The 26388-nt window shown below is 38.1% G+C and carries 22 protein-coding genes; 8 read left to right on the forward strand and 14 right to left on the reverse strand.

Going from position 1 to position 26388, the window contains the following annotated elements:
- Window positions 1–117: 117 nt before the first annotated feature.
- Together APB85_RS12075 and dinB are read right to left on the reverse strand one after the other, a co-directional pair.
- Window positions 118–3090 (reverse strand): DNA polymerase III subunit alpha, encoded by a 2973-nt coding sequence (locus APB85_RS12075; protein WP_083482189.1) that lies wholly within the window; start codon window positions 3088–3090, stop codon window positions 118–120.
- Window positions 3087–4304 (reverse strand): DNA polymerase IV, encoded by a 1218-nt coding sequence (gene dinB, locus APB85_RS12080; protein ID WP_057481468.1) that lies wholly within the window; start codon window positions 4302–4304, stop codon window positions 3087–3089. Before dinB ends, APB85_RS12075 begins: the two co-directional genes overlap by 4 nt.
- Window positions 4305–4515: 211 nt before the next feature.
- Here dinB and APB85_RS12085 point away from each other — a divergent pair, with 211 nt between their 5' ends.
- Both APB85_RS12085 and APB85_RS12090 read left to right on the forward strand, forming a co-directional pair.
- Window positions 4516–5067 carry a hypothetical protein gene (locus APB85_RS12085; protein ID WP_063870577.1) on the forward strand — a complete coding sequence of 184 codons (552 nt, stop codon included), beginning with the start codon at window positions 4516–4518 and terminating at the stop codon, window positions 5065–5067.
- Window positions 5067–5498, forward strand: coding sequence for a hypothetical protein (locus APB85_RS12090; protein WP_057481466.1), 432 nt, complete (start codon window positions 5067–5069; stop codon window positions 5496–5498). The genes APB85_RS12085 and APB85_RS12090 overlap by 1 nt, the downstream gene beginning before the upstream one ends.
- Before the next feature lie 4 nt (window positions 5499–5502).
- Here APB85_RS12090 and APB85_RS12095 read toward each other — a convergent pair whose 3' ends face one another.
- The 9 genes from APB85_RS12095 to APB85_RS12135 form a co-directional block, all read right to left on the reverse strand.
- The gene (locus APB85_RS12095; RefSeq protein ID WP_057481465.1) at window positions 5503–7245 is read right to left on the reverse strand and encodes a hypothetical protein; all 1743 of its coding nucleotides are present in this window, start codon (window positions 7243–7245) and stop codon (window positions 5503–5505) included.
- Complete coding sequence (locus APB85_RS12100; protein ID WP_057481464.1) at window positions 7238–9463, reverse strand: hypothetical protein; 2226 nt, start codon at window positions 9461–9463, stop codon at window positions 7238–7240. The genes APB85_RS12095 and APB85_RS12100 overlap by 8 nt, the downstream gene beginning before the upstream one ends.
- The gene (locus APB85_RS12105) at window positions 9460–10716 is read right to left on the reverse strand and encodes a BatA domain-containing protein (RefSeq protein WP_057481463.1); all 1257 of its coding nucleotides are present in this window, start codon (window positions 10714–10716) and stop codon (window positions 9460–9462) included. The genes APB85_RS12100 and APB85_RS12105 overlap by 4 nt, the downstream gene beginning before the upstream one ends.
- A 1-nt stretch (window position 10717) precedes the next feature.
- Window positions 10718–11614 carry a DUF58 domain-containing protein gene (locus APB85_RS12110; protein WP_057481462.1) on the reverse strand — a complete coding sequence of 299 codons (897 nt, stop codon included), beginning with the start codon at window positions 11612–11614 and terminating at the stop codon, window positions 10718–10720.
- Window positions 11615–11649: 35 nt separating this feature from the next.
- The gene (locus APB85_RS12115) at window positions 11650–12666 is read right to left on the reverse strand and encodes an AAA family ATPase (protein ID WP_057481461.1); all 1017 of its coding nucleotides are present in this window, start codon (window positions 12664–12666) and stop codon (window positions 11650–11652) included.
- A gap of 193 nt (window positions 12667–12859) precedes the next feature.
- Window positions 12860–13477, reverse strand: coding sequence for a DUF4159 domain-containing protein (locus tag APB85_RS12120; RefSeq protein WP_057481460.1), 618 nt, complete (start codon window positions 13475–13477; stop codon window positions 12860–12862).
- A gap of 280 nt (window positions 13478–13757) precedes the next feature.
- On the reverse strand, window positions 13758–15071 hold the full coding sequence (locus APB85_RS12125) for a TldD/PmbA family protein (protein ID WP_057481459.1): 1314 nt from the start codon (window positions 15069–15071) through the stop codon (window positions 13758–13760).
- 33 nt (window positions 15072–15104) lie between these two features.
- Window positions 15105–16745, reverse strand: coding sequence for a TldD/PmbA family protein (locus APB85_RS12130; RefSeq protein ID WP_057481458.1), 1641 nt, complete (start codon window positions 16743–16745; stop codon window positions 15105–15107).
- Window positions 16746–17188: 443 nt separating this feature from the next.
- Complete coding sequence (locus APB85_RS12135) at window positions 17189–17881, reverse strand: arylesterase (RefSeq protein WP_057481457.1); 693 nt, start codon at window positions 17879–17881, stop codon at window positions 17189–17191.
- A gap of 73 nt (window positions 17882–17954) precedes the next feature.
- Here APB85_RS12135 and APB85_RS12140 point away from each other — a divergent pair, with 73 nt between their 5' ends.
- The 3 genes from APB85_RS12140 to APB85_RS12150 are packed head-to-tail and all read left to right on the forward strand — an operon-like array spanning window position 17955 to window position 21831.
- Window positions 17955–18641: an ABC transporter ATP-binding protein gene (locus APB85_RS12140; RefSeq protein ID WP_057481456.1), complete on the forward strand. Its 687-nt coding sequence runs from the start codon at window positions 17955–17957 to the stop codon at window positions 18639–18641.
- Window positions 18641–21190, forward strand: coding sequence for an ABC transporter permease (locus APB85_RS12145; protein ID WP_229792194.1), 2550 nt, complete (start codon window positions 18641–18643; stop codon window positions 21188–21190). The genes APB85_RS12140 and APB85_RS12145 overlap by 1 nt, the downstream gene beginning before the upstream one ends.
- A gap of 47 nt (window positions 21191–21237) precedes the next feature.
- A complete protein-coding gene (locus APB85_RS12150; protein WP_057481454.1) occupies window positions 21238–21831 on the forward strand; it encodes a hypothetical protein in 594 nt (197 codons plus the stop codon).
- 16 nt (window positions 21832–21847) lie between these two features.
- Here the strand turns inward: APB85_RS12150 and APB85_RS12155 are convergent, their stop codons facing one another.
- Window positions 21848–22996, reverse strand: coding sequence for an MFS transporter (locus APB85_RS12155; protein WP_057481453.1), 1149 nt, complete (start codon window positions 22994–22996; stop codon window positions 21848–21850).
- Window positions 22997–23030: 34 nt separating this feature from the next.
- The gene (locus APB85_RS12160) at window positions 23031–24413 is read right to left on the reverse strand and encodes an MATE family efflux transporter (RefSeq protein WP_057481842.1); all 1383 of its coding nucleotides are present in this window, start codon (window positions 24411–24413) and stop codon (window positions 23031–23033) included.
- A gap of 222 nt (window positions 24414–24635) precedes the next feature.
- On the opposite strand from APB85_RS12160, the gene APB85_RS12165 reads away from it, so the two are divergent.
- Both APB85_RS12165 and APB85_RS12170 read left to right on the forward strand, forming a co-directional pair.
- A complete protein-coding gene (locus APB85_RS12165) occupies window positions 24636–24857 on the forward strand; it encodes a heavy-metal-associated domain-containing protein (protein ID WP_057481452.1) in 222 nt (73 codons plus the stop codon).
- An 18-nt stretch (window positions 24858–24875) separates the two neighbouring features.
- Entirely contained in the window at window positions 24876–25559 is a 684-nt protein-coding gene (locus tag APB85_RS12170) for an aspartate/glutamate racemase family protein (RefSeq protein ID WP_057481451.1), read from the forward strand.
- Between the two features lie 21 nt (window positions 25560–25580).
- Here APB85_RS12170 and APB85_RS17360 read toward each other — a convergent pair whose 3' ends face one another.
- A complete protein-coding gene (locus APB85_RS17360; protein ID WP_160319241.1) occupies window positions 25581–25754 on the reverse strand; it encodes a hypothetical protein in 174 nt (57 codons plus the stop codon).
- A 27-nt stretch (window positions 25755–25781) separates the two neighbouring features.
- Here APB85_RS17360 and APB85_RS12175 point away from each other — a divergent pair, with 27 nt between their 5' ends.
- The gene (locus tag APB85_RS12175) at window positions 25782–26318 is read left to right on the forward strand and encodes a 5' nucleotidase, NT5C type (protein ID WP_057481450.1); all 537 of its coding nucleotides are present in this window, start codon (window positions 25782–25784) and stop codon (window positions 26316–26318) included.
- Window positions 26319–26388 lie beyond the last annotated feature (70 nt).

The raw sequence follows: 26388 nt of genomic DNA on the forward strand, positions 1-26388 counted from the left end.
CTTTTAAATACAAGATTGTGGAAATCTATTATTCTTAATGTCTCTGCTTTAACCTGGTACATTGATATTAAGTCCTGAAATAAATTCAGGGTGACGAAAACAAGCTTTTTTAAAACCCTACGAAAACTGGTAGCCCACCAACCTGGGGTCGGTTAAGGTGTCCTGGCGTTGCAGCCATTGTATGCTAATAGAAATATAATCGAGCTCGTTATTTACCCGGCCGTAGCATTTATAAATTCCTTTGCTGCGCAACGGATATTTTTCTGCGGTAGCAGGAAATTGAACCGTATCAAAAACATCACCCTCAGCATCAAAAAAAGTCCCGAAATACATATATTTCCCGTTAGAAGTCCCAGTTTTTTTGGCGGTGATCAGGGCACCATAGATCAAAATTTCCTTTCCCACATAATGTTTTAGATCTTTTGCTCTTACCGATTTTTCGATAGGATTTTTAAGCAATTTAAAATGCGAACAAAGCGGAAAACCTAGTAATTCCATCTGGTCAAAAGCTTCTATCAATGCTGAATATTCAAACTGCGGAAGTTCAAAATCCCGGTGAGCGGTATTAAATAACTTTTCCTGTGTAGTTACCGGTTTAGAGGCATTCAGTTTAAAGTGAGCTTTCCATAGTAAATGATGTTTATCTGTTTTAGTGAATCTAAAGGCATCAATTTTCAATAAAATACTTAGTTGTTCTATAGAGATAGAAACGCGATCTATAAAATCATCAAACGACTTAAAAACTCCAAAAAACTGCCGGTTTTCCAGGATTTGTTGCACGGTTTTAGTTTCTAATTCTTTGATATAGCCCAATCCCAGGTAGATATCTTTTCCAAAAATACTATTGGGGTGATCACTCCTATTGATGCAGGGCGGATGCACTCTCCCACCGCATTTTCTAATTTCCTGGATATAAGTTTCTACATCATAAAATCCGCCACCATTATTAAGCGCAGCTACCATAAATTCCAGCGGAAAATATTTCTTTAAATACAAACTTTGGTAACTTTCTACCGCATAAGAAGCCGAATGTCCCTTTGGAAATGCATACCCGGCAAAAGAAGAAATTTGCTCCCAAACTTCATCAATAATCTTTTTATTATAGCCTTTTTGCCTGCAGTTTTCTCTGAATTTAGCTTCAATTCGCTGCATCTGACCTTTCGATGTTTTCTTGCCACTCATTCCGCGCCGTAACACATCGGCATCTTCAAAACTAAGTCCGGCGAACTTATGCGCCACTTTCATCACATCTTCCTGGTAGACCATAATCCCATAAGTATCATCCATGATTTCGAGCATTACAGGATGGCCCTGCTTTCTTCTTGCGGGATCACGATGTCGCTTTATATATTCTTCTTTCATCCCTCCACTGGAAATCCCGGGCCTAATTATAGAACTTGCAGCCACTAAATTCAAATAATTATCGGTTTGTAGTTTGGTGAGTAGACCACGCATCGCCGGAGATTCTACATAAAAAACCCCCATGCAATCGCCAGTTTTTAGTAACTCGTTAATTTGTGGGTCTTCCTTAAAAGCAGCAATATTTTCAATATCCTCAATTTCAGCATTTGGCTGATTTTCCTTAATAATTTCAATGGCATCGGTAATCTTTGAAAGTCCGCGTTGGGCTAGAATATCGAATTTATGAATCCCCACTTCTTCCGCGATATTCATATCTATCTGGATCGTTTCGAAACCTTTCGGCGGTAAAAAAGTGGCGGCATAATTATAAACGCTGTCATTCAGAATTAAAATTCCACCGGAATGAACACTCAAATAATTGGGAAAACCTTCAATTAAAGCGCTGTAACGTAGCACTAATTTTTCCAATTGATCCAGCTCATTTATACTAAAAAATCCTGCCGAAAGTTTATCGATATTCTCTTTGGGCAAACCAAAAACCTTCCCCAATTCCCTGGCAACCGCGCGACGTTTAAAGGTGACGTAAGTACCCATTAAAGCAGTGAACTCGTATTTTTTAAAAATAAAATCGGTTACTTCGTTACGATCTTTCCAGGAAAAATCGATATCAAAATCGGGGGGAGAACTTCGACTTTCATTAATAAATCGTTCAAAATAAAGATCTAATTCAATAGGATCTACATTGGTAATTCCAATAATGTAAGCAATAATAGAATTGGCGCCACTTCCCCGCCCTATAAACGGAAAATTCTGCAACCGGGCATAACTCACAATGTCATAATTGATTAAAAAATAGGAAACGAACCCGAGTTTTATAATGGCATTCAGTTCTTTTTCTACCCGCTCCAAAACTTTTTTATTTGCATCAGGATAACGTTTTGGCAGGTTTTCATCACATAATTTTCTTAAACGGATAATATCAGCTTCAGGGCTATCACCTGAAACCAATAAATTTCGATTTTGGGTTTTTCCGAATTCAAAATCTACCCGGCAGGCTTTTACCAATTCCCGTGTGTTCTCTAAAATATGCGGAAAATCTTCAAATTCTGAAGCAATAATTTCTGAAGATATCATCTGCTGAGAAAAAGAACCCTGCTCGCTTTCGGGAAGCTGACTAAGTAAAACATTATTATCTATAGCTCGCAACAAACGGTGCGCATTGTAATCGCGCTTATTCCTGAAACTAACACTCTGTTGCAGTACCAGTCTATCTTTAAATTCCCGGTATTTAGAAAATTTAAGCTTCCGCAGACTTTCTACTGAAATTCCAATGAATTCATTGCTCTCGAAATTCCTCTTTTTGTTCGCTATTACTTTTTCGAAAGGATAAATAATAAAACAATCAGGTAAATTCGGGGCTTCGGGTTTAAAATCTTTTTTTGAATGAAGTTGTTGCGACAAGTGTTCGTTTAACTGCCTGAAACCTTCATTGTTTTTAGCGATCCCAACATATTGCTGTTCTGCTCCATTTCTAAAATCGATTCCCACAATTGGTTTTATACCATATTCTGAAGCGATTTTTATAAAATTTAAACAAGCCGAAGTATTATTAATATCGGTAAGCGCTAAAGATTCCACTTTAAATTCCCGGGCGAACTCACAGAGTTTTTCTACCGAAAAAGTTCCGTAGCGCAGCGAATACCAGGTATGACAGTTTAAATAAATCATTGTTTTCTATGCGCCAACACAATTGGCGGTTCGCCGTTAAACGGATTTCCCATTCGGCCAATGGTTTTTGTGCCCATGGTGACCGCGCGCATCACGCTATGTTCTCCAAAACGCTCTTTGATTTTATCTATGGAATTATATAAATTCAGCATTTCTTCAGAATCATCAAACAGGTTAATCTGGTAATTTCCACCTACAAGCCCGCTGAATTTCACCCCGATTAACCGAATTAACAACCGGCGGGAATAAAGTTGCTTAAAGAGCATTTCAACTTTAGGAATTAGAATATGATCGGCGCTGGTATAGGAGATTTTCACCTGCTTCGAATGCGTCTGATAATCTGAATACCTAATCTTCACACTTATCACGCTGGTTAATTTATTTCCACGCCGTAACTGGTACGCCAGGCTTTCGGCCATCGCCACCAAAGTGGCGTGCAGGCGAACCATATCTATAGTATCACGACCAAAAGTACGCTCGGTAGAGATAGATTTTCTTTCGTGATAAGGAATAATTGGTGTATCGTCCAAGCCATTAGCACGTTTCCAAATAGTTCGCCCGGCTTTTCCTAAAACACTTTCCAACATTTCTACCGGCATTTCCTGGATGGTTTTTATTTCCCTAACCCCTAAATTCAGTAGTTTTTGAAAGGTTTTATTTCCCACCATCGGGATTTTATTTACGCTTAATGGTGCAAGAAAGATTTTTTCATTTCCATGCGGAATTATAATTTCGGCATTAGGTTTAGCTTCTCCCGTAGCGATCTTGGAAACCACCTTGTTTTGTGAAAGTCCGAAAGAAATTGGCAAGCCGCTTTCCTTTATAATTGTCTGTCTCAACTCACTGGCAAATTGATTAATCCCGAAAAATTTATCCATCCCACTCAAATCGGCATAAAACTCATCTACACTGGCTTTTTCAAAACTGGGCACCTGGCTTTTAATAATCTCTGTAACTTCTTTCGAATGTTTGGTGTAAGTACTGGCATTCCCTTTAATTACGGTGGCCTGCGGACAAAGCTGCCGGGCTACTTTCATCGCCATTCCCGAGTGTACTCCAAACTTTCTCGTTTCATAACTACAGGCCGCCACTACCCCACGATCGCCAATTCCACCTACGATAAGCGGTTTACCATTCAATTCAGAATTTTGTTTACGTTCTACCGAAACAAAAAATGCATCGAGATCCAGATGTAAAATAGACTTATTCTTCATTATTTGGATTATTTCCTTTTTATAGGATATTTTCCAAATTTATAAAATATCTGAAATCAAAATAATTCTGCTCCGTTAAATTTTGAAAAGAATTTTTCAGCTTGATGATTCTAAAAAAGTCAAAATAAAAACCCTTTTATTATTAAAAATCTAACGGCCTAAACTTTATAGTTTTAGTAGTTTTGCCGACTTAAAGTACCAAGCCTGAAATATGACGAAAATATTCAGAAGATTATCTTTCTTTATTCTAATCCTGGTGCAGTTTATATTTTTGTTCGCTATATTTTTTGATAAGACGAATGCTCCCCTCGTACTTTTATTCTTGGGCATAATTTCGGTATTAATAAGTCTTGCTTATTTCAAATCGCCACGGCAAGAAGAAAGGTATTTTATAAAAGATCTTTATCTTATTCTTTTTGCGGTGACCGGCGCCCTAAGCACATTTTTTATAAATATTGAACTTAAATTTGGCCCCGTGATCGCTGCAGGATTTATAGGAACCCTGGCTTCTTTTGTGCCTTCAATAAACAGAAAATCACAACTTTTAAAAGAAGTGCCACCCGCCATTTACTGTGGTGCTTTTGTGGGAATGACTTCTGCCAGCGTAGCGCCCAATTTAAAATTTATTCTACTGGCCGGTATTATCGCGGGCAGCATTCTTATTCTTTCTAAAAACATTTTTAACGGCTTTGGCGGCAAATTGGGAACCATTGCTTTTGGTGGTGTAGCCATTACTTCAGCCATTTTATATACCCTGCTTTAATGGAAATAAGTATTCTTTTTTTTACTGGAATTATTTCTGCCATCTTAACTTATGTAGTTAACAACAAGTACAGGCAGGGCGCCGTACGAGCATCAGCAGGCCTCTCGCTTTTGGTAGGCCTGTTTTTCTATTTTTTTCCTGAACTTTTTAGCCACTATTTAACTAAAAACATTCCAATAGTTTTTATTGGCGCGACTTTTATAGGAATGGTTTCTTCAAAAATACTTCCCAGCTATTTATTGGTAGGTTTTTCAGGGTTTATCTTTTCTATTATCTACCTAAATGCGAGTCCGTTTTTTAAAGGTTACGGTGGTGCTTTGGGTACTACTGCCGCTATTTCTGTATTGGTTTCATTAAGCCTTGCAGTAGTTTCTAAGAGCGAAAAAATAAAAAGGATAAAAAAATACAGGCCTTGCCGAAAAAACAAATAACTCCTTACAGCTTAGGTTCTAGCCATAAACCACCCATCGAAATAAGAAATATTCCGTAAAACCATAATGAATTAATGGCAATTGGCATTTTCACAGATTTTTCTTCCACGATTTCCTGCTGAAAAAATCTATTATTTTCCTCTGAAGTTCGATTAGATTGTAAAGCTTGCCAATCTTCGGCATTATGCACAAAATAATTAAAAACCGAAGTAGAATCCTGTTCTATTTTCAATTTCTGCCAGCCGGTTTTTTGCGGATAAGTTTTACCCGTCCATAATTCTGAATTATTTAAATCCTGTTTTAGCGGAATTAAATAATCATTCTCATCCCGCACTCTCGGATTTTCTACTGAAGTCCGAAGTTGTAACTCAAAAGCTTGATCTTTAAATGCAAAATCGTTTTTGGCTTTCCAGGATGCCGTGACTGAAGTTCTTTTGCTTATTTGCTCCAACAGTTGAGACCAAATCTTTTGATAAGCTTCCTGCCTACCTTCAAGTTGCAACTGCCAGGTATTTTCTAACAGCGTTGTACCAATCCTGCCCTGCCCTATTCGCTTATAACCACTCAGAATTGAAGAATTTGAATTATGAATTTCCTCCAAACCAAATTCTTTTTTTAACTGAAACGGCTGTTTGGCAATAGAAACCTCAGGAAGATTATCTATTTCAGTTTCTGTACCTGAAACTCGTTCTAATTCAAAAACCGAAAAATCCCCTACGGAATTTAGCGTATTAGCTTCTCCCAATAGAAAAAGTCCCAACCCGGTTTCCCAAATCGAATTTTGCAGCGCACTGGTTTCTGAAGAAGAAAGATTGCGAAGTGCTCCTGTATCTGAAATAAGTAGATCAAAATCTTCTAAAGTTTCTTCATCTAAACGCCCTAGATTCGTATTTTCGGTATTAAAAAATTCAAATTTAAATCGTCCGGTGGTAATCCGGTTTTTTACCAGCAGTTCGTGACCGGATTCCGCTAAAAAATTCTTGAGGTATTTAAGCTCGAAAGTGGGGTAACTATTCAGTATTAAAATACGTAAAACTTCTTCTTTGTTCACTATTACCGGTAAAGCATCGCGACCTAAAATTTCTCCTAAAGAATCTTTTTCAGTTAGGTTGAAAATATAGTTACCATCAACTTTTAATTCAGTTTCCAGTTTAAAATTTTTATTTTCTTCCGAAGTAAAAACAATCGAATCCATTGCAGTTCCGCCGGCATCTTCTAAAACCAGCCGGTTACCGAATTTTGGTTTTAAAAACCTTCCCTGCACTTGCAAATTATTACCTACACGATTTTTGTGATTATAATTGAGCTTTACAATTCCTGCAAGAGTATCTCCCGCTAAATAAGTCACCGGTAAATCCTCGAATTGGTATAAATCAAAAACACTAATTCCACGCCCCAATACAAAGATTTGTTTTGAAGTTTTCAATTCAGGCAAAATCTCATCTTTTCGATAATCAATTACCTTTATTTTTCGATATGCTTTCTTCAAACTATCCAACTGATCTTGCTTAAAATCTTCAGTAATAATTAAAACATTTCCTTCCCGAACTTCTTCATTAATTGCAGGTTTTAAAGCGATAAGGGCCAAAGAAGAAACCGCTAAAACTGACAGGGAAATTTTCAATAAAAAGCGTTTTTTTCCCGCTTGTGACCATTCTTTCCAGAGAAAAACCAAGAGTAAAACAACCCAGCCTATAAGTACCGGCCAAAACCATGAAGTATTTAAAAAAGTTAGGTTACTACTCATTCAATTCCAGTTCTTTCAATAATAAATCGTTGATTTTTCCACTAAAACCGGTTCCTTTTTGCGGTTCAGCTTTAGCTTCCGGAAGTGCCTGCAACAAGCCTTTTTGTGTTTCAATTATAATTTCTTTTCCTATTTGCTGTTCTTCAGAAAGTCGTTTTAAGTCTTGTAAAACCTTTAGATATCTGCCGGGTTCAGTTATGGCTTTTTCGGCAAGTTCATTTCCAGCTTTTTCAAAAAGCTCCCGATTGGTTTCTGTAATATTTGAATTTGATTCTTTTAATTCTTCTAATCTTAAAACACTTTTCCGCATAAAAAGAAAATCATCATTTTCTTCAAATTCTTCATTTTTACGATAATTGCCCACCTCGTCAAGCTCTCCCGTAAGCCGTTTATCTTCCTTAATTGGTGGCGAATCAAAACCAATACGATGCACATAAATTCTTGCGCTATTCTTGATTTCCTGGATAAGCTCCAGGGCTTCATATTGAAAGGGCAGCGATTTTTCAGGCTCGTAAAGCCTTAAATGCAACTCGGCATCCCACATAATATTTAAGGCCTGCCGTAACATCGCTTTTAAATTATCGGTAAATAATGATGAAGATTCAGGGTCGCTATGATTGTGCAAATAATCGGCAAGCGGATCTTCTCCTTCTTCACTTTCTTCACCGTGGTCGTGACCATCATTTTCTTCTACCAAATTATGCTCATTGTCACCATCGTGATCGTGGGTGTAATCGGCTAAAGGATCTTCGTCGTGATCATGATCTTCTCCCAAAGTTTCACCGCCCATTTCCATTCCACCTTCAGCTTCATCACCCATAAACTGACCGTACTTTAACCGAAGCGCTTTTTGATCAAAACCAAGATCATTGCTGGTTTTATTAAATTTTTCTTTGGAAAGTTGCCCACGCTCACTAATAAGTTTCTCGGTGTCAATAATCAATTGCCGTTGACTCCTGAAATAATCGGGCATAAGGTCTACCCCGAGTCCACCTTCTACGCCTAGACCATAATCTACCGTGTCTTTTATCACCGCAAAATAGGTTTCACTACGGGCAATATTGGCTTGAGGTTGTTTAAGGTCGCTGGCTTCCACATAGAAATACAGCTCATCGCCTGGCTCCATTTCCATTTTATCCAAATCTATATTTTTGGTTAATTTCAGGCTTTTCTTTCCACTTTCTACGGTTTTATCAAAACTCAATTGTTCTTCCCTAAATTTCACCGATTCCCCGGTTCCCCTGCTCACCGTAGCAATAATATGAGCATTTGCAAGTCCAAAATCGTCGGTTATAGAAGCGCCGAATTTGATGCGTTTTTCATCATCATAATTAAAAGAATTGAATTGCTTTAACCCCTCTAAAATAATTACCGGCGCTTTGTCTTTAGTAACTTCAATCGCATAAAGATCTGAAACGTAGCTGGCGCCGGTCGTATCGGTAAATCTAAAATTATAGAAACCTGAATTTCCCAACATCGAAGTTCCAGAGTATGAACCATCATTTTCTTTCATCGGCCGAAGGCTGCCCATACTTTCAAGGCTTACGCTATCTACTGCTCCTTCAAAACTGAGTTTCCAGGTAACGCGAGAACCCTCTACGGCTTTGATATCCATTTTTGATGAAGTGGAATTTGCCAGGCCGGTATAAGCAGGATAATTGATTGTTAATTGCTGGTCTTCTAAAACCGGCGCTTTAGATTTAATTGAAGAAGAATCTGTAGGCCGAAAAACTATAATTTCTTCCTTCGGAATTTTATTTTCTTTTGAGAAATAATTTTCAGTTAGTCCGAAATAAAACGCGGAAACACCAATAGCAATCATTATTACAGAAGTAATCGCGGCGGTTCCCAGTTTATGTTCTGGCTGAATTTGCTTGCTTTCGGCTTCAACTTCTTTTGCAACTTTTTGCTGCTGAAGTTTTGCCAATCCTGAAAGTTCTTCGGTGGTTTTTAGTAATAATCCGCTGCTGTATTCCAGTTTAGTGGATTTTCGATCAATAAAACTACTGACTTTCTGCAAATCGATTTTCCAGGGTCTTTTCAAGAAAGTAGCCACGATAAAAACGATACCGAAGCCAATTATACTGATGAGTAAACTGAAAGAAAAGAACCAGGTGAAAACCGCAGCACCAATAGCGTAGAGGAATACCTCCAGCCAAAGCAACAATTGCCAGCGTTTTTGAAAACTGATTAATATGTCTTTTCCGGTTTTGCTCATTGTTTTCTAACTCTTGCCAGAGCGCGTTCTGATAAGATTAGTATGATTAATAATATCCACAGATATTTAGAAATATCCCTGCCATCACGGTTTTTGGACGATTCTGAAGCTTCTCCAAAAGTTGGTTTTAAAAGCGCTAAATCCATCATTCGTACATCGTACTTTGCAGCTTCCTTATTAATTTCTGGGTAAAGATTCAGTATCTCCAAAAGCTGCTCGGCAAAATATTCTTCTACAATGTTTTCTGAATTTAGATCGCCGGTTAAATAGTATTCATTTTTAGAATTTCCTTTCTTAATAAGTGAATTAGCTAAAGAATCTTTTCGAAATACCAATACTTTTCCTTCAGTTTTCGGAGCAGATTTTTCGCTTAACCAGATCAATATTTCTTCAGAATTTGAATTGAAATTTTCTTCTTCAAAATTTAAAATTTCAATAGGCTGTTCCAGGTATTTTTCCAAAGCCAACAACGAGGCTTTTATATATTTGCTTTCTGTCTGGAATTCTTCTTCGGCATATATTTGCACCTGCAACGTATCCAATTCCACTACCGGGATATTCCGGAATTCGGCTTTTATTTCTGAAGTGGTTAAATTTTGCTTTCCCTTCTGAAATTTAAAAATTTCAGCAGCGCTAATCACCGAAATCTTTTCAATTTCGTTACCTCTTTTAACCGCCCCAACCAAATTGGTTTTTGCAGTTCCGGGATTTAGGTTAATCCAATGGATATTTTTGCTGATTTCAGGTCGTTTTCCTTTAATACCGCTAACAAATACATTGGTAAAAACCACAACACTGTCGGTTTTTAAAGTTTCCATTTCTTTGGCGAGTTTCCAGTAATTCGGACTTTCAGACAAAGTGTCCTTTACAATTTCAGGCTGATATTCAGGAAAATCAGTTTCTAAAAATCGAACCTCAGCGGTATTATTTAAACTATCTGTTAGGCTTTTTACTTCCGAAGAAGAAAGCAAAGATTTTTCAACCAAATAAGTGATTGGTGAATTTTCGCTTTTATAACTTAAACGTGGTTCAGCAAGGATAAAAACCAAAATCGTGATAAGTAAGATTCTTAGCAACAACAACCAGAATTCATTCAATTTAATGCTATTGCTCTTTTGGGAATCAGATTCTTCCAAAAATTTCAAGCTCCCAACTTTAATGGTTTTCCCTTCTTTTTTGCTCCATAAATGAATCGCTACCGGAACGGCAAGTCCCAGTAAAGCCCATAAAAATGAAGGATTTAGAAAAAACATATTACATTAAATTATTGCGTTTTTTCAATAGCAATTGAAGCGCCTCTCCAATTGGTTCGTCAAGCCGCAAAAGTTGATAGGTAATAGCATTAGCCAGCATAGTTTCTTTAGTTGCTTTAATCGATTTCTCCAGGGAATCCAGGTATTGTTTTTTGGCTTCTTTTGCATCTATCTTCATTCGTGCACCAGTTTCCAGGTCTTCAAAAGTAAGCGAACCCTTGTAATCGAATTCCAATTCATTTTTACCCAAAAGATGCAAAACCACCACTTCATTTCGCGGAGTTTTTAATTTGGTGATCACATTGGTTAGTTCTGAAGATTCTTCGTGTAAATCTGAAATAAAAAAAATAAGTTCTTTGTGCCTTCTATCGTGAAGTTTTTCAGCGGCTTTTGCATTGTTAGGCCATTTTCCTTCAAGTTTAATATTGATTAATTCCAGCAATAACCTATTAAAATGCTTTTTTTGAACTTGTGGATAAAGAGCGTGTATATCGTGATCATTCAATGCAAAAAGCCCCACGGCATCTCCCTGCCCCTGTGCGAGCCAGGCCAAAGAAGCAACCAAAACCCGAACATAGTCCATTTTAGTGATTCCATCTTCCTCGTGTTGCATAGACTTACTGGAATCGAGAATAAATTTTACCGAAACATTGGTTTCTACCTCCGATTGTTTGATGTAGTATCTTCCAGATCGGGCCAGCATTTTCCAATCCAGCAGGCGCATATCATCGCCCGGCTCATAACCGCGATACTGACTAAATTCCATTCCGGGCCCCAGCCTTCGGCTGTGGTTTAGGCCAGAAAGATAGCCGTCTACCGTCACCCTGGCGATAAGTGCCAAACCACTCACGCTGTTGATGATCTCGGGTTTTAATAACTGTTGATAATCCTGCTTCACTCGATAATCGAGATTAAATGCTTCTCCGAAGTCGTTTACTTATTTTCTTGTTTTTCTGCCGGTATTATTGATTTTAGCAATTCTCGGGTTACTTCATCTGAAGTTATTCCTTCGGCTTCCGCTTTAAAATTTACGATTACTCTATGTCGCAAAACCGGGTAAGCACAATGTTCTAGATCTTCTGGAGTTACAGCCAGCCTGCCTTGTTGTAATGCTCTTGCCTTAGCGGTGAGGATCATTGCCTGGCCTGCTCTTGGTCCTGCTCCCCAGTTCACCCATTCTTTTACAAATTCGTTATTGCTGGTTTCAGGGCGAGTGTCCCGTATGAGTTTATTCACATAGGAAATCAACTCATCACTTATAGGAACTTCCCGCACTAATTGCTGAAGTCTCAAAATTTCAGCGCCACTAAGAATTGGATTAATCGTAGTCTTCTTAGATCCTGTGGTATGCTTTAGAATTTGGTTTTCTTCTATTTCTGTAGGATAGCCGATTTTAATATAAAAAAGGAACCTGTCCTGCTGGGCTTCCGGTAAAGGAAATGTTCCGGATTGTTCTATAGGGTTTTGCGTGGCCAAAATAAAAAACGGACGTTCCAATTCGTAGGTTTTCCCGGAATAAGTCACTTCAAACGCCTGCATAGCTTCTAAAAGCGCCGCCTGGGTTTTTGGTGGGGTTCGGTTAATTTCATCAGCAAGAATAATATTTGCGAAAATTGGCCCCTTATTAAATTCGAAAAATTTCTTTCCCGTGGTATGGTCTTCCTCCAGAATTTCAGTCCCAATAATATCAGACGGCATTAAATCTGGTGTAAACTGAATTCTTTTAAATTTTAAATCTATAGCCTGGGAAAGCGTTCTTATCATTAAAGTTTTCGCCAAACCGGGAACGCCTTCTAAAAGCGCATGCCCTCCCGCCAAAAAAGTAATAAGTAACTGGTCTACGGTTTCCTCCTGCCCAATAATTACCTTGGCGATCTCGGTCTTTAAGTCTTTAAGTTTCCCGGTAAGCATTTTTACTTCCCGGTCTAAATCGGCTAATTGCTGATCCATATTTTCATCTTATTATAAATTTACTCGATAATCGAGATTTAAATATTCCGTCCCGAACTATCGGGATATCTCGAATCAAAAATTTTTCAATGTATGTCTCTTAAGCTTTCATCCATAGTTTACTCAAAAGAATGAACTTGTAATAGGTTTCCAATTTTATAGCTAATATTGCGTCCAGCAGCCTGCTAACTGGTTAAGATGTAAGTGCATACATCACGATATTTACCCCAAAACGGGTATTATCTATTTTGTAAAATCGTTTGTTTCTAAAATCGTAATCCCATTCGCAACCGTAATCTTTGTTGCTGTAAAGCACGCCAATCCTTCCGTTTATTACAATGGCCTTTAAATATTCGTGCACCAGATCGTCTCCCCAGCCATTCAGTTCCTGGGAAGTAGTTGGCGGACCATCTTCAAACTCAAAAAACACATTGTAAATTTCGTGATCATTAGGAATTTTTGTTAGTTCTCCCGGGCCGAAGATCTCTTCCATTTGCCGCTCAAAAGATTTAGCGAAAAGTCCGTCGATATCGTGGTTACAGTCATCGGCAAAAACGAAACCTCCATTCTTTACATATTTTTCAAAATTATCTTTTTCCCTGGCCGTAAACTGAACCAGTTTATGCCCCGAAATATAACAAAACGGACATTTAAAAATCTCGTCACTGCTTAGCGGAACAATATTCTCTCGGGTATCTACTTCTAACGTGGTATACTCCACCAGGGAATTCAGCAAATTGGAGGGCATCCTTTGATCCACATCCCAATCTCCCGATTCATATTGAAGCCTGGTAAAGAAAAAGCTATTCATTTTTAATGTATAATGTAGATTGTATAGTGTATAATTTTTTTTGCCACGAATTCGCCAATAGTTTTTTGAAGCTTACCTAATTAATAATTAGACTCCGCATCTCTCAAAAAGTAAAAAATAGATTTCAATTTATTTAGTAATTCGACTTTATTCTCCCGCAAGGTCTCAGAAACCTTGTTATTCTGCAAAAAATCAAAGATTCAAAATTGACAAATTCATAAAAGTAAAACTGGTTGTAATGAAAACTCCACTACAACCAGTTTTTTAAGATCTATAGGTTTTAAACTGCGTCTGAAAGGCTGGTAAAAGTAAAGTCCCTTACTTTCATATACGGAATTAAATTCCCGTTGATTCTCACCTGTTCTCCAAGTGTTTCCAGGTTGTTCAACATAATTATCGGACTTTCGTTAAACCTGAAGTTTTTCACAGGATATCTTATTTCCCCATTTTCTATATAAAAAGTTCCGTCACGGGTAAGTCCGGTATACAGCAAAGTTTGCGGGTCTACACTTCTAATATACCATAACCTGGTTACCAGGATTCCTCGTTTGGTGCTTTTTATAAGTTCTTCTCGAGAAGCATCTCCACCTTCCATAATGAAATTAGATGGATAAGGTACAGGATCTACTCCCTTCTGCTCTGCCCAGTATCTACTATAAGCCAGGTTTTTAACCACGCCATTTTCAATCCATTTCATCTTTTTAAGTGGCATTCCTTCTCCATTCCAGGTAGAAGTCGGTACATCGGGATGTAGTGGGTCGCTCCAAATATTTACGCGCTCATCAACTATCTTTTCTCCCATTTTGGTACCATCGTCTTTAGACATAAAACTTCGGCCTTCATCGGCAGTACGGGCGTTAAATGCTCCAGACATATTACGAAGTAAATCTACAGAAGCTGCGGGTTCTAAAATCACCGTATATTTTCCGGGTTCGATAGCCCTGGCTTCACGAGACATCACTGCTTTATCTATAGCGACTTTTGCGGCTTCTTCGGGATTAAATTTTTTAACGTCATTGTAATCGCGGGTAACCCAGCCTGAACCTGTACCGTCGTTAGTTCGCATAGTCACCGTAAAATCCACATCGGTAGATTTATTATAGGCGAAAAGTCCGCTAGAATTCATCATCGCGCTAAATCCGGCAGAATCGTTAAGAAAACCGGCAGCGGTTACGTCTTTTTCAGATGCAGGATTTATACTTTTCGCGGCAACCTCAGCACGATATTCCGGAGAGATATTTGCCGTTGACTCTACAAAACTTACAGATTCATCGTAAGTTTGTGGGCCAAGTGGCGCCATAAATTCTGGATTTTCGGGGGCAAGTTTTGCTAATTCTTCAGCTCTTTTCACCACACTTTCTAATGATTCATCATCAAATTCATCTACAGTTGCTGTTCCAGATTTTTTTCCGAAGCTAGCTTCAACTGCAAGTGTTTGATTTGAGCGGTGTCCTGAAGTGGTAACCGTATTACGCGCATAACGAATGTTTCCACTTTCGCTACCTCCCATATTTATTACACAGGCATCTGCGGTAGAAAAGCTCAATGCTTTTTCCATAATTTGCCTGGCTTCTTCTTTTGTATATATTGCCATTTCTATATTTCTTTTTTAGTAAACCAGTTAGTATTAAACACTTCTACCCGTATTAATTACATTTACACCGTCAAACCTGGAGGTAGAACTTCCGTGGGAAACAGCGCTAACCTGCGAAGGCTGGCCTTTTCCATCAAAGAAGGATCCGAACATACGATAATCGCTTTCGTCACAAATTTTAGAGCAGGAATTCCAGAATTCCTGGGTGTTAGACTGGTAAGCTACATCGTCTAGCATGCCCACAATTTCTCCATCTTTAATTTCGAAAAATACGGTACCGCCAAACTGGAAGTTATAACGTTGCTGATCTATGGAATAAGAACCGCGCCCGGCGATATAAATACCTTTTTCCACATTTTTGATCATATCGTTTATAGAATATTTCTCTTTCCCTGGTTCTAATGAAACATTAGGCATACGTTGAAACTGAACATCATTCCAGCTTTGCGCGTAGCAACAACCGTGAGATTCATTCTGGTCTATCATATGTACCTGGTCGCGAATCGCCTGGTAGTTTGTTAAAACACCATTTCTTACAAGATCCCATTTCTTGGTCTTCACCCCTTCATCATCATAGCCTACGGCACCAAGGGAACCCGGTTGAGTTTTATCGGCTACCAGGTTTACAATATCACTTCCATATTGGAAATCTCCAGATCTCCATTTATCTAAAGTAGCAAAACTAGTCCCGGCATAATTGGCTTCGTAACCTAGTACACGGTCTAATTCTAATGGGTGACCTACAGATTCGTGAATAGTTAATCCTAAGTGGTTTGGTTCAAGAACCAGATCATATTTACCCGGCTCTACAGATTTAGCAGAAAGCATTTCTTTAGCTTGTTTTGCGGCCAAAGTGGCATCTTCTACCATATCATAACTATTACGATACAATCTTAATCCGCCGGGACCTTCCAGCTTTTCAGATTCCAGCCCATCCATATATTCATAACCCATTCCCATAGGCGCGCTCATCGCATCACGAGATTTAAATTTCCCAGCCTCACGGTCTATAGCAGTAACCCCAAAGGTTGGCCAGATTCTATGTATGTCCTGGTCTATATAAGAATCTTCAGTAGAGGCAAAATATTTTTGCTCATTCACCATAAAAAGTGCCGAATTCACAAAGTTGGCTCCATTATCCATGGCAGCAGCATTCGCGCTAAGCAATAAGTCTACTTTTTCTGAAACCGGAACTTCTTTAAAGTCTTTTTTAATTGGAGTTTTCCAGGAAACTTCCCCGTGAGATTCTACCGGAGCAAGTTTTACCGGTTCTTTCTGAATTTTAGAATTTGCCTTTGCAATAGCAACGGCTTGTTGTGTGGCTTTCATAATCCCATCTTCGGTAACGCTATTGGTAGAGGCAAATCCCCAGGTACCATTAGCTATTACTCGAATTCCTATTCCAAAAGACTCTGTATTTACCACGTTTTGAACTTTATCTTCACGCGTAAAAACGTATTGATTAAGGTAGCGGCCTATCCTGGCATCTGCATAGGTAGAACCAAGAGATTTAGCTGTGTTTAGCGCTACATCGGCGAGTTTTCTTTTGGTAAGAATATCCATACCGGGATGCAAAAGTGCTTCGGCAGAAACGTTACTTCCCATTAAATAGGAAGGAAGCATCAAAGCCCCTGTACCCATACCGGCTAATTGAACGAACTTTCTTCTTTTCATAAAAAATCTTCTGTTTTTAGATTGAATGAATCACTTTGAAATATTAAGAAAAGAAGCACTAAACTTTTAGAATTTGATTAGATCTTTAATTATTCGAAAACGAATTGAGACTGATTTTTAGAGCAAATATTCTTAATAAAAGCCTAAAATAGCATTTTTTCTAAATACTTTCTAATGAAATTATAAGAAGAGTTGAATTATTGGTAAGAATAAATCGTGGTTAGTAGAAATCCTTTTTTAGCTCCCCTGCTTTGAAACGAGAGGAATGAATTCGGCTTAGTTGAAGAAAGGGGTGGTTGAGATACCAACATCTTACAAAAGAACCCCTCCGACCTACGGCCACCTCCCCTTGAAAATAAGGGGAGGAGCTTGATGGTATTTTCAACAGACATTTCCATTAAAATAACGGGAATAGTTTAAAATGTTTATCTGAAATTATAATACTACTCCTTCTCTACCACATCTTCCAAAACACTCCACACATTATCGGCTACAATTTCGTAACCTTCGGCGGTAGGATGAATGCCGTCTTGCTGGTTTAACTTAGGATCTCCTGCTACGCCTTCAAGAAGAAAAGGAATAAGTTCCAGATTGTTTTCTTCGGCAAGTTCAGGGAAAATATTCCTGAATTCGGTGGTATATTCTTCTCCCATATTTGGAGGAATTTGCATTCCGGCCAGGACTATTTTAGTTTTAGGATTTTTATCCTTTACGGTGTTAATGATATCCTGAAGATTCTTCCGGGTTTCCTCCAAAGGAATTCCGCGTAAACCATCATTGGCTCCAAGTTCTAAAACAAAAACATCTACATCCTGATTTAAAACCCAATTGATCCTGTTTTTCCCGCTGGCGGTAGTTTCCCCGCTTAATCCGGCATTGATCACCTCATAATCATAATCCAGGGAATCCAATCTATTTTGAATAAGAGCCGGAAAAGCTTCAGAAGGTTCTAAACCCATTCCTGCTGTAAGGCTATTTCCGAAGAAAAGAATCACATCTTTTTCACTGTCCTGGGTTTCGGTTTCAGTTTGAGCTTCTTCAGTGTTATTTTTCTCTGATTTCTTTTCGGTATTTTCTCCGCAGGAAAACATCAGGAACATTAACAAAATCGAGGAATAACGTATCAAGTTTCTCATAGCAACAGGGTTTATAATCAAATGATTTGCTTATTTTGCCTTAATTCAAAAAAGACAATAAGCAAGTTCTAAGATGGCAAAGATATTAAACGTTCGTAACCTGGAGAAAAGCTATTCCAGCGGATCAAAAAAACTAAAAGTATTACAGGATATCAACTTTGAAGTTGAAGAACAAAAAACCTTTGCTATTGTGGGACCTTCGGGAAGTGGAAAAACAACCCTTCTTGGACTTTGCGCCGGTTTAGACAGGCCCGATTCCGGTTCTATTAATTTATGCGGAAGCGAACTGAGCACGCTGGGAGAAGATAAAAGAGCTCTTCTTCGTAATAAACATATTGGATTTGTATTCCAGGATTTTCAGCTACTCCCTACGCTTACGGCTTTAGAAAATGTGGCCGTTCCACTAGAACTGCAAGGCAACAAAGATGCTTCTAAAATTGGAAAAGAATTATTAACAAAAGTAGGATTAGGAGATCGTATTCACCATTATCCTTCCCAACTTTCTGGCGGAGAACAGCAACGCGTGGCTTTAGCCAGAGCGTTTTCTACGAGACCTTCGGTTTTATTTGCAGATGAACCTACCGGAAACCTCGATACTGAAACCGGTGAAAAAGTAGAACAATTACTTTTTGACTTAAATAAAGAAGCAGGAACTACGCTAATTATCGTTACCCACGATCTTGAACTAGCCGAAAAAACTCAGCATATTCTTAGACTCAAAGGAGGACGAATTGTTGAAAATCAGGTAAAGCACGTATAATGAGCAGCAACAAAACTTTTAAAGCGGACTTCTCCTGGCTCTTTAAAATGGCATGGCGTGATGGAAAAGCTAGTGGTAAGAAGTTGATGCTTTTTATGGCATCCATCGTATTAGGGATCTCTGCGGTAGTTTCTATTCAATCTTTTGGAGAAAATTTAAAAGACAATATCTCGCTGCAGTCTAAGGCTTTAATGGGTGCCGATTATAAGATAGACAGTGACAAACTACCCAATGAACGGGTAATGCAAATTATGGATTCGCTGGGCGGCGCTGAAGCTCAGGAAATCAAATTTGCATCTATGGCTGCTTTTCCTCAAAGCGAAGCCACAAAATTAATGCAGGTAAGAGGCATAGAAGGCGGGTTTCCTTTTTATGGGGAATTAGAAACTCAGCCTGCAAATGCTGCAAAAAGATATCAGGAAGAAGGAGCTGCTTTGGTTGATGCAACCGTAATGCTCCATTTAGGAATAAAACCCGGAGATAGCATCAAGATCGGAAAAGTTACTTTACCAATTGCAGGTGCACTTAATAAAGTACCCGGTAGCACCGCTATATTTAGTTCGGTAGCACCACCGGTACTTATTCCCTATAGATTTATTGAAGAGTCTGGTCTTGTACAAACCGGAAGCCGCATAGATTATGAATTCTATTTTACGGCGCCTTCCAATACCGATATGGAAAAACTGGATGAAACTCTGGATCCCATTCTTGATACTGAAGAGGCCGATTTAGATACACATACTTCTACCAGCGACAGGCTGGGAAGACGATACGAAAATTTCGGTAAATTTCTTAACCTGGTGGCCTTTATTGCTTTGCTATTGGGTTGTGTAGGGATTGCAAGTGCCATTCATATCTATATTAAAGAGAAGTTACGTGCCGTAGCCGTTTTAAAATGTTTGGGCGCGAGTAGAAAACAAACTTTTCTAATCTACCTTATCCAGGTAGCGTTTATGGGCTTAATTGGAGGGATTATAGGAACCGCCCTCGGGTTGGTTCTTCAGCAATTGTTTCCCTGGCTTTTGGAAGGCTTACTTCCTGTAGATGTACAAATCAGTTTTTCCTTACCGGTAATTTTAATGGGAATTTTACTGGGTATTTTAATGTCGGTTTTATTTGCTCTTTACCCTTTAATCGGGACGCTTTATATCTCTCCTTTACAGGCATTGCGAGTAATAAAAGAAGAAACTAAAAAATCGCGAAAGGCAATTATACTCGTTTCTCTGGGCATTTTTCTATTCATCTTTTTGTTTTCACTTTGGTTATTAGAAGACTGGAGATATTCTTTGGCTTTTGTAGGTGGAATTATAGTCACTTTCTCTATCCTGGCGGGAGTAGCTTACTTGTTTATGCAAGCACTGCGAAAATATTTCCCCCATAATTGGGGATTTGTAGCCAGACAAAGTTTACTAAACCTTTTTAGACCGCAAAATCAAACACTCACCCTTGTACTGGCTATTGGAGTGGGTACTTTTTTAATAAGTACGCTATATTTTAGTAAAGATCTTTTACTGGCCCAGGCTTCTATAGAATCCCAGGCCAATAGCCCAAATATGATTCTTTTAGACGTGCAAAGTGACCAACAGGAAGCTGTTGCCAAAACTATAAGAACTAACGATTTGCCGGTTTTGGACAATATTCCTATTGTGACCATGCGAGTACAGAACATAGCAGGGAGACCGGTTAATGAAATAAGAAAAGACACCACTTCCCAAATTAACGGATGGGTTTTAAATCACGAATTCCGCGTTACTTACCGTGATTCTTTAATTGCTTCTGAAAGTATTGAAAGTGGAGAATGGACGGCTGAAGCGGGTGATATGAGTCCCGTGCCGATCTCTATAAGTAATAATTTTGCGGAAGATGCTAAAGTTGGTGTTGGCGATGAATTGATCTTCAATGTGCAGGGTGTTCTGCTAAATACGGTTGTAGGCAGTGTGAGAACAGTTGATTGGTCACGAATGCAATTGAATTTCTCCCTCGTATTTCCAAAAGGTGTACTAGAAGATGCGCCACAATTTAATGTATTGACAACCAAAGTCCCGGGAGAAGAAAAGTCGGCTCAATTACAGCAAGAACTGGTTAAGGAATTTCCTAATGTATCTATCATAGATCTTCGGCAGGTATTAAGTGTTATAGAAGAGATTTTAGGAAGAATTTCATGGATCATTAATTTTATGGCATTTTTCAGTATTCTCACCGGAGTTATTGTTTTGTTAGGCGCCATAAGAACCAGTAAATATCAGCGAATAAGAGAAAGCGTTCTGCTGCGCACACTTGGTGCAAAAGGAAAACAAATATTAAATATTAATGCTTTAGAATATATTTATTTAGGAGTACTTGGAGGTCTTTCTGGCGTTTTATTATCATTAATCAGTAGTCAATTACTGGCCTGGTTGGTTTTTGAATCACCGTTTACGCCATCCCTAATTCCTTTTTTAGTTTTATTTCCGGGCATCGTACTGTTAGTTCTAATTATTGGACTAAGCAATAGTTTAAGTGTAATAAGAAAACCACCATTAGAAGTTCTACGCAAAGAAGTGACATAAAATAAGTAACTTTATCTAAAAGGATTACGAATTAAAATCAGTTTAAAATGAAAAATGCAATTTATAGCTTAATGATTCTGGCTTTTAGTTTTAACGGAATATCTCAGGAAAAATATCTTTCTGAAGAAACTCAGATAAAAATGGCAAGCATGGCTGCACCCGAAGAAGATAGGGATTCCGTTACAGTTTATGGCTATAATAAAGAAGGTAAAGTAGTTCTACTGAAAGAAGGCACCAATAACCTTGTTTGCATTGCTGACGATCCTAATATGAATGGTATTTCGGTAAGTTGTTATAATAAAAAACTTGAGCCCTTTATGTCCCGCGGAAGGGAATTGAAAGCTGAAGGTAAAGATATGATGGAAACCCGTGCAGTTCGCAAACAGGAAGTTGAAAGCGGAAAATTAAAAATGCCCGATGCCCCCAGTATGACCTATATTCTTTCAGGTAAAGAAGCAAACTTAAATCGCGAAACAGGAGAGCTTAAAGATGCAAAATTGCGATATGTAATTTATATGCCCTATGCTACCACTGAGGAAACAGGGCTTCCCGACAAACCGCATACTCCCGGAATGCCCTGGCTTATGGATCCAGGCACACACCGTGCACATATCATGATTACTCCGGCTGATAAGAATTAGACTTTTTTTATTCCAGTTATTCCTGAATATTCTCTTTTTTCTGTTTAAAGAAAAGCTGGGAAATAGGAATTAGCATTAATGCTGAAGTAAAAAAGAGGATAAAAGATATTTTTAAATTAAAAATATGGGCAAGGTATCCCACAAGTGGCGGCCCTAAAAGCATTCCTACAATAGCATAGGTAGTAATTATAGAAATAGCCATTCCCGGGGAATATTTCGTTGAAGAGCCCGCAAGAAGAAAGGTCATTGGAATTACAGCCGCCACTCCAATGCCTACTAAACAAAACCCGATTATTGCCGGCCAAAAATAAGGAAACACTATCATAAGTAAAACCCCTAAACATACCAGGGAAGCACTTATAATGTAATTTCTTTCCATACCTATTCTTTCCACAATTCTATCTGAAAAGAAACGGGAAAGGGCCATAAAAACCATAAAGATCAAGTACCCCAACGTAAAAACATCTTCATTTACCACTTCTTTAAAATAGACACCACTCCAATCAAACATTCCGCCCTCGGTAATTGCGGCAAGAAAAACTATGAAACCGAGATACATCGTAGGTTTATCTGGTTTTCCTAATCGAAGTTTATTTCCCTGCGTAGAACGATCTTTTTTCAGCAAAAATGAAAAAGCGGTAGAGGCTAGTATAAGCGTGAAAATAGCTACCGCCGGCAGATGCTGGTAAATAGGAATATTTAATTTTACGAGTAAGGTAGAAAGTGCAACCCCCAGAAGACCGCCGGTACTCCAAAGCCCGTGAAAAGAACCAATAATCTTCCTTTTAAAAGCTTTTTGTAATGTTATGGATTGCGTATTCATCGCGATATTGAAAATTCGCATGGAAAAAGCGAAACAAAAGATCCCAACTATAAGTAAAATAAGATTATCGGCTATTCCAATAAGACATAGCGATGCAGCTAGAAGTATAAAAGAAACAATTAGAGGATGTCTACTTTCAAAACGGGAAACTAACCACCCTGAAACCGGAAGTCCAATTAAGGAGCTTATAGGCATCACCATCAGCAAGTTTCCTAATTCTGCTTCATTTAGATCAAAAGCCATTTTGATGTTGGGAATTCGCGAAGCCCAGGTAGAAAAGCAAAACCCCGATAAGAAAAAGTAGGTGCTTAAAGCAATTCGTTGTTGCGTTTCAGTCTTCATTTTCAAAACTTTCAGATCGTAAAATTGCTAATTATTAAAGTTGACGATGTCGATACCGAATAGTTCTTAGCTTCCAATAACCCATTTTATAATATGCAAAAGCTACAATTGCAGCAATAAGATTAGAAATAGGAAAAGCCCACCATATACCTTCAAAAGAAAGATCGGTATTATTAGATAAAACAAAGGCAGTGGGAAAACGAATAATCCAAAGGGCAAAAACTGAAATTAGCAAAGAAGCTTTTGTAAATCCGGCGCCATTAAAAACTCCATTTAAAACCTGTTGCACTCCCAGCACACCAAAACTGGGTGCCATAATTTTTATAAATAAAGACCCGTCTCTAATCACGCTGGGATCGTTGGGAACAAAAAAGGCTGTAATGGGTTCGGCAAAAGCAAATAACAGAAGCCCTACCGCGGTTAATCCAAAGAAAGCGATCTTAGTACTTAAGTTTCCAATTCTTTCGGCACGCTTTATTTTGCCTGCACCAATATTCTGACCCACCAGGGTGGTGGTAGCCATAGCAAAACCAAGAGCTGGAACTACTATAAGGCTTAAAATCCTACTTCCAATTCCGTAGGCCGCCACAACTTCACTCCCAAAACTGGTTACCAGCATCACCATAACCGTCATTCCCGCTGCCCTGGTAGACATCTCTATACTGGAAGGAATACCAATCTTAAACATTTTTCTTGTCCAGGGAAAATCGAATTTCATCCTGCTGAAATTTATTTTAATTCCTTTATTTCCTCTAAAAAGAATAACTAAGCCGGTTAGAGCAGATAATCCCTGGGTAATAACACTGGCAACCGCAGCTCCTGCAACTCCAAATCCCGGGATAGGTCCAAGACCAAAAATAAAAAGTGGATCTAATATCAAGTTCAAAAAAACAGTTGCCAAAACTATATACATTGGCAGCAGTACATTTCCAATACCTCGCATTAAAGACTGAAATACATAAAACATAAACAGGAAAATGAAGCCGAAGGAGGAAACCTGAAAATAGCTTACCGAATCACTTAAAATTTCAGGACCCGCCCCAATTAGTTTCATTAGAGGTTTTGAAGAAAAGTAACCCACAATAGCCAGCAAAACCGAGATAAAAAAGATCACGAAAACAGTTTGTGAAGAGCTATAATTTACCTGGTCCTGGTTTTCTGCTCCTTTATATTGTGAAACTATTACAGTTCCTGCAAGCGTTAACCCGGCACCAAGCGAAAGAATTAGAAAAAGAATAGGAAAACTTATACTTACTGCCGCAACCGCATTAGCCCCTAACCTACCCAACCAAAAAGTATCTATTAACTGGTAGGCAGTTTGTAGAATATTAGCCAGGATTATTGGCCAGGCCAAATTAGCCAGAGAGCTAAAAATCTTCCCTTCGGTATATTTTATGGGCTGTTTTTTCTTTCGCAATTTCTTCAAAATTTAAGCTTTGCAAGTAAAGAAAAATATCTCCTAACTTCGTGTACCAGCTCACTTTTAACCATTCCTTAAAAGTATTTCATAAAAGTAACAAACACCTGCTATTTTCTATCCGAAATATGTAGTAAACTGATCTTCCTCATAAATATTCTAAAGCTTTACTGTTAATTTTACGGCAATATAGAATTACAGAAGATTAAAAATCAAAGAATTATGAAAGCTACTATCGCATTAGAAGAACTTAATTGTAGAAATTGTATAACATACATTACCCAGAAACTCTCTAAAATTAAGGATATCTATGAAATTTCGGCTGACGAACAAGCGTCAAGAATCTCGTTTATTTATAAATCTGAAGTTGCTGCTTTGGAGGCGGTGGGAATTATAACTTCATTTCGTAAATTCGACAAAGAAGAAGACCTTAAGATTGCCTAATTTCAAAAACAAAACAATATGAATTTACTGGGAATGATTGGAGGCACCTCCTGGCACTCCACTATAGAATATTACCGACTTTTAAATGAGCTGGTAGGTGATAAAATTGGAACGCAACAAAATCCGCCTTTACTTTTGTACAGCCTAAACGTGAAGTTGATGCGTGAAAACGATTCCGAAAAGATTAAAAATTCATATTTAGAAATTGCTCAGAAACTGGAAAGTGCAGGCAGCAAAGCAATAATAATTTGCGCCAACACACCACATATGGTCTATGATTTTGTGCAACCAAAAATTAAAGTACCAATACTTCATATAGCTGATGCAGTTGCCAGGGAAGCAAAACAAAAATCCTATAAAAAATTAGGGCTTTTAGGAACAAGACCAACAATGCAGGGAGATTTTCTCCAGGGAAGATTACGGGATAAACACCAAATAGAGACCTTGATCCCGGCCGATAATTTTATTGATGAAACCCACAGGTTTATTTCAGAAGAACTTACCCAGGGAAAATTTAGTGATGCGGCGAAGAGTTTCTATTTAGAACAAATGCAATTACTAAAAGAGCGAGGAGCTGAAGCCATTATTTTAGGATGCACTGAACTTCCCATGCTTATTCAAGAAAAAGATACAGAAATCCCCCTTTTAGATACTACAAAACTACACGCGGAAATGGCTACTGAATTTATCCTTAAAGACTAGGAACCCTCACACATTAAACTTTCAGCATATTATTAAATTCAATGCCAAAAAAAGGCCACAGCCTGGTTTACCCCTACCTAAACCTGCTGTAGCCTTTTTTGCCCCAAACGAAATATTTAACCAAATATATTTATAAGCCAAACTAATCACAATACCTAAATAAGGGTATATTTCATTTTTTTCACTTAAAATCATCTTATTTTAGTTCTTAAAAATTGAGTTATGAAGAAATCTATCGCAATAGATATGGACGGTGTTCTAGCCGATGTAGAAGCACATTTTATCACCTGGTATGAAAAGGAATACGGGGAAAGATTCAGCAAAAATGACTTGAAAGGAAAAACCGAAGAAAATGCATTTCCTAAAAAAGGGATGGTAAAAAAGTTTGCTTCAACTAAAGGTTTCTTTAGTACGGTTCCTGTTATGGATGGCGCGGTAGAAGCAATAAAAGAACTTCAGAAGAATTACGAGGTCTATATTGTTTCAGCAGCAATGGAATTTCCGCAGAGTTTAGTAGAAAAACGAAGCTGGTTAAGTGAACATTTCCCTTTTATTCACTGGAAAAACATCATCTTCTGTGGTGATAAAAGCGTGATTGGTACAGATATCATGATAGATGATCACCTCAAAAATCTCGATTATTTTAATGGAGAAACGATTATGTTTACCGCCTTTCATAATATAGATTTTGATAATCACACCAGAGCAAATAACTGGCGGGAAGTTTTAAAAATTTTAAAATCTTTAGAGAAGTTCTGAGTATTAAATCTCTAATAAAAAACCCGGGAATTATTACCTGAAATAATTCCCGGGTTTTATTTTCAAAATA

The sequence above is a fragment of the Salegentibacter mishustinae genome (assembly GCF_002900095.1).
GTDB lineage: Bacteria > Bacteroidota > Bacteroidia > Flavobacteriales > Flavobacteriaceae > Salegentibacter > Salegentibacter mishustinae.